This window comes from Pseudomonas sp. P5_A2_2, from assembly GCF_054177685.1.
This window is the reverse complement of record NZ_JBGCUL010000317.1, coordinates 1-4881: the sequence shown is the minus strand read 5'-3', so window position 1 is coordinate 4881 and position 4881 is coordinate 1. Positions and strand designations below refer to the sequence as shown.

General features: G+C 63.0%; 5 protein-coding genes. 1 reads left to right on the top strand and 4 read right to left on the bottom strand.

Going from position 1 to position 4881, the window contains the following annotated elements:
- Window positions 1-650 (top strand): serine/threonine transporter SstT (gene sstT / locus ACXRVY_RS17260; protein ID WP_458237839.1); only part of this gene is annotated, 650 nt, incomplete at its 5' end.
- A gap of 189 nt (window positions 651-839) precedes the next feature.
- Here sstT and ACXRVY_RS17255 read toward each other — a convergent pair.
- The 4 genes from ACXRVY_RS17255 to ACXRVY_RS17240 form a co-directional block, all read right to left on the bottom strand.
- Window positions 840-1349: a DUF1993 domain-containing protein gene (locus ACXRVY_RS17255; RefSeq protein ID WP_223462336.1), complete on the bottom strand. Its 510-nt coding sequence runs from the start codon at window positions 1347-1349 to the stop codon at window positions 840-842.
- Window positions 1350-1547: 198 nt separating this feature from the next.
- Window positions 1548-2423 carry an SDR family oxidoreductase gene (locus ACXRVY_RS17250; RefSeq protein WP_223462337.1) on the bottom strand — a complete coding sequence of 292 codons (876 nt, stop codon included), beginning with the start codon at window positions 2421-2423 and terminating at the stop codon, window positions 1548-1550.
- 150 nt (window positions 2424-2573) lie between these two features.
- Window positions 2574-3722, bottom strand: a complete 1149-nt coding sequence (locus tag ACXRVY_RS17245; protein ID WP_223462338.1) for an acetyl-CoA C-acetyltransferase — start codon at window positions 3720-3722, stop codon at window positions 2574-2576.
- 158 nt (window positions 3723-3880) lie between these two features.
- The gene (locus tag ACXRVY_RS17240) at window positions 3881-4879 is read right to left on the bottom strand and encodes an acyl-CoA dehydrogenase family protein (protein WP_458237838.1); all 999 of its coding nucleotides are present in this window, start codon (window positions 4877-4879) and stop codon (window positions 3881-3883) included.
- Between the last annotated feature and the right edge of the window lie 2 nt (window positions 4880-4881).

The following is a 4881-nucleotide window of genomic DNA, read 5'->3' as shown; positions in this document are numbered from 1 at the left end:
TCTTCGGTCTGGTGGCATCGACCCTGGCCACCTCCGGCTTCGGCGCCTTGATCGGCTACGCGCACCTGCTGGCCGTGCTGCTGGGCTGCATGCTGTTCGTGGCACTGGTGATGAACCCGCTCATCGTGTTCTGGAAACTGCGGCGCAACCCGTACCCGCTGGTCCTGACCTGCCTGCGTGAGAGCGGCATCACGGCGTTCTTCACCCGTAGCTCGGCGGCGAACATTCCGGTCAACCTGGAGTTGAGCAAGCGTCTGGGCCTGCACGAAGACACCTACTCGGTATCGATCCCGCTGGGCGCGACCATCAACATGGCGGGTGCTGCGATCACCATCACCGTACTGACCCTGGCGGCCGTGCACACCCTCGGCATCGCCGTGGACATTCCCACCGCGATCCTGCTGAGCGTCGTCGCAGCGATCTGCGCCTGCGGTGCTTCGGGCGTGGCGGGTGGTTCGCTGTTGCTGATTCCGCTGGCGTGCAGCCTGTTCGGCATCCCGAGCGAAATCGCCATGCAGGTGGTAGCGGTCGGTTTCATCATCGGCGTATTGCAGGACTCGGCGGAAACCGCGCTGAACTCGTCCACCGATGTGCTGTTCACCGCGGCGGCTTGCCTGGGTGAAGAAGAAAAAGTACAGCGATTGGCATAACACTGCGGACCCTGTGGGAGCGAGCTTGCTCGCGATAGCGGTGGGTCAGTCAACATAAATGTTGAAAGTTATACCGCCATCGCGAGCAAGCTCGCTCCCACAGGTCAAGCGGTGTAGATGAAGAATGCTCAACAACGAAAAAGCCCGCCAAGGCGCAAACCTTGGCGGGCTTTTTTGTACCTGAACTGTTTAGAACGCGCCCATGTAGTCACGCTTGCCCACTTCCACGCCGTTGTGGCGCAGCAGTGCGTAAGTGGTGGTGACGTGGAAGAAGAACTGCGGCAGGCCGTAGGTCAGCAGGTAGGACTGGCCGCTGAAGCGCTTCTCTTTAGGCGTGCCCGGACGGGTCACGATCTCGATGCCTTCCTTGCCGTTGATCTGCGCAGGCGTAATGCTGCCGATGAAGGCCAGAGCCTTGGCGATCAACGCTTGCAGTTCGGCGAAGGTGGTTTCAGTGTCGTCGTACTTCGGCAATTCGACTTCGGCCAGGCGACCGGTAACGCCCTTGCTGAAATCAACGGCGATCTGCACCTGACGCACCAGCGGGAACATGTCCGGGAACAGGCGCGCTTGCAGGAAGGCGTTAGGGTCGATGTTTTTCTCGGTGGCGTGAGCCTCGGCCTTTTTCAGTACATCACTCAGGGCGTTGAGCATTTGCTGGAAAACAGGCACGGAAGCGTCGTACAGGGAAATGGTCATGGCAGGTCTCGTCTGGAGGGAACGTGGGTCATTTGCATCTGTAGGAGCGAGCCTGCTCGCGATGGACGTTAACGAAAACGCGCCCTGTCTGGATGAACGCGTTGCGCTTGAGTTCTTCGCGAGCAGGCTCGCTCCTACAGGTGATCGGCATCAGGGGCCGATTATAGCCATGCACAGCCCTCCCGAGACCGGTCTTTTTCAGCTGCCGTACACTTTGGCCGCCGGAACGGCCTGAACCACCAGCTGCGCGACGGCATCGCCCATTTCGCCGACTGCCCAGCGGCCCTGGCGATCCAGTTGCGGACCACGGCGCCAGCCGTCGGCGATCGACAATTTGCCGCCCTCGACTTCGAACATCTGCCCGGTCACCTCGGCGGAAGCCTCGGAACCGAGCCACACCACCAGCGGCGCGACGTTTTCCGGGGCAAAATAATCGAAGCCTTCTTCAGGCTTTTTCATGGTGTCGGCGAACACTTGCTCGGTCATACCGGTGCGCGCGGCCGGCGCCAGGGCGTTGGCGGTGATCCCGTAGCGGCCCAGTTCCGCCGCCTGCACCAGCGTCAGCGAGGCAATACCGCCCTTGGCCGCCGCGTAGTTGGACTGGCCAATGGAGCCCTGCAAACCGGCGCCGGAACTGGTGTTGATGATCCGCGCATCGACCCTGGCGCCGCCCTTGACCTGCTCACGCCAATACTTCACGGCGTGGCTGGAAATGCAGAAGTGGCCCTTCAGGTGCACGGCTACCACGGCGTCCCAATCGGCTTCGCTGAGGCTGGCGAACATGCGGTCGCGGCAGATGCCGGCGTTGTTGACCACCACGTTCAGGTCGCCGAAGGTTTCGATGGCCTGACGCACGATCAGCCCCGCCGAGTCATAGCGGGTGATGTCGTCGCTATTGGCCACGGCGCTGCCGCCCTGGCCGAGGATTTCGCCGACCACGGCCAGCGCCGCTTCGCGGTTGATGTCGTTGACCAGCACTTTCGCGCCTTCAGCGGCGAAGGCCAGCGCGTAGGCGCGGCCCAGGCCACCGCCGGCACCGGTGATGATCACCACACGGTTTTCACAGATTTTCATGTTCTACATCCTCCAAATTCATCACTGGTCGACACAATCCCTGTAGGAGCGAGCCTGCTCGCGATAGCGGTGGGTCAGCCAACATTGATGTAGCTGACACTACGTCTTCGCGAGCAGGCTCGCTCCTACAGGATCGGTGTGCATCCTGGTTTACAAACGTTCGATGATGGTCACGTTGGCCTGACCACCGCCTTCGCACATCGTCTGCATGCCGAAGCGTCCGCCGCTGCGCTCCAGTTCATGCAGCAAGGTGCACATCAAGCGGGTGCCGGTGGCGCCCAGCGGATGGCCGAGGGCAATCGCGCCGCCGTTGACGTTGGTCTGTTCATGGGGGTAGCCCGTCTCTTTCAACCAGGCCATGGCCACCGACGCGAAGGCTTCGTTGATCTCCACGCGGTCGATGTCTTCGAGCTTCATGCCCGCGCGTTTGAGCGCGTAGGCCGTGGCCGGGATCGGCGCGGTGAGCATCCAGATCGGGTCTTCGGCGCGCACGCTCAGGTGATGGATACGCGCACGGGGTGTCAGGCCGTAACGCTTTAGCGCCGCTTCCGAGACGATCAGCATCGCGCTGGCCGCGTCACAGGTCTGGCTCGACACCGCAGCGGTCACCCGGTCACAGCCGAACAGGAATTCCAGCTCGGCCATTTTTTCCAGGCTGGTCTGGCGCGGCGTTTCGTCATGCATCACGCCGGCCAGTGGCACGATCTCGCGGTTGAAGCGGCCTTGCTCGATGGCCTGCAAGGCACGTCGATGGGACTCAAGCGAATAGGCTTCAAGCTGCGCCCGGGACAGGTCCCATTTTTCCGCGATCATCTGCGCCGAACGGAACTGCGTCGGTGGTTGCGCGCCATAGCGCCGCACCCAGCCTTCGGAACCGCTGAACGGATCGGTGAAGCCCAAGGGTTCGGCGGCGATCATCGCCGAGGAAATCGGGATCTGGGTCATGGTCTGCACGCCACCGGCGACGACCACGTCCTGAGTGCCGCTCATCACCGCCTGGGCGGCGAAGTGCACCGCTTGCTGGGACGAACCGCACTGGCGATCGATGGTGGTGCCCGGCACCGCTTGCGACAGACCGGCCGCCAGCCAACTGGTGCGGGCAATGTCCCCGGCCAGCGGTCCGATGGTGTCGACACAGCCGAAGATCACGTCGTCGTAATCCTCGTCGGGAATGGCATTGCGCTCGACCAGTGCGCGCAATACGTGGGCGCCCAGGTCGGCGGCGTGGATCTGGCTCAGACCACCCTTGCGCCGCCCGGTGGGCGTACGCAGGGCGTCGACAATGTAGGCTTCCGGCATGGTGTACCTCGGTGAAAATATTAAAATCAGGCGCCGATAACCTGTGGGAGCGAGCTTGCTCGCGATGGCGGTGCGTCAGCTGACATCAATGTTGGATGTGCCGGCCTCATCGCGAGCAAGCTCGCTCCCACAGGGATGTAGTCACCCTTACTGATGAGTTAGAACGTACTGCCCGCACCCAGCGCGGGGTTGCCGCCGAACAGCGCAGCGCGAATCCGTCCTTTGTGATGGCCGCGATCGCCCCAGACCTTGTCCAGAGCCCAGGCGCGCTTCATGAACAGATGCAAGTCGACTTCCCAGGTGTAACCCATGGCGCCGTGGGCCTGGATGGTGTTCTTCGCGGCGAGCATGGCCGCTTCCGCCGTTGCCAGTTTGGCGTGGGATACCAGCACGTCTTGCCCCGGTTGCTGCTCGGCCAGCGCGTAAGCGGCGCGGTACAGCGGGCCTTTGGCGAACTCGATCTGTACCGCGACGTTGGCCATCAAATGCTTGACCGCCTGGAACGAACCCACCGGCTTGCCGAACTGCTTGCGCTCGAAGGTGTAGTCCACCGCCAGGTCGACCATGCGTTTGGCCAGCCCAAGCAATTGCGCGGCACTGGCGAGGGCGCCACGATTGAAGGCGGCCGCCCACAGGCGTCGGCCCTGCTCACCGCTGGCGACGCAGGTGGCGGGAGTTGGCGTCCACTCGACCTGGAACAGCTGACGGCTCGGATCGACCGACTCGTTGCGGGTCAGGCGCACGGCATCACGCTCCACTGCATGCACTTCGTCGCCATGGGCCAGCAACAGCAGATCGGCGACATGGGCATCGCTGACCAGCGGATTACCCGGCTCGGAAACCGCGAGACGCGCTCGGCCCTCGGCAACCCGCGACAACCATTTTTGTTTGAGTGGCGCGTGTTGCTCATCCAGGGTGGCGAGCAGCGGCACGCCGACCAGCATGGTGTCCACCAGCGGTTCTGGCAGCCCGGCATAACCGCACTCCTGGGCAATCAGCACGAAATCCAGCTCATTCATGCCCATGCCGTCCTGCGCCTCGGGCACGGTCAAGGCGGTCAGGCCCAGTTCCACCAGCTGCGCCCAGAGTCGCTCACTGCGCCCGCTGTCGCTCTGCCACAGTTCGCGAATGCGTTCCGGGGTGACTTCGTTGATCAGGA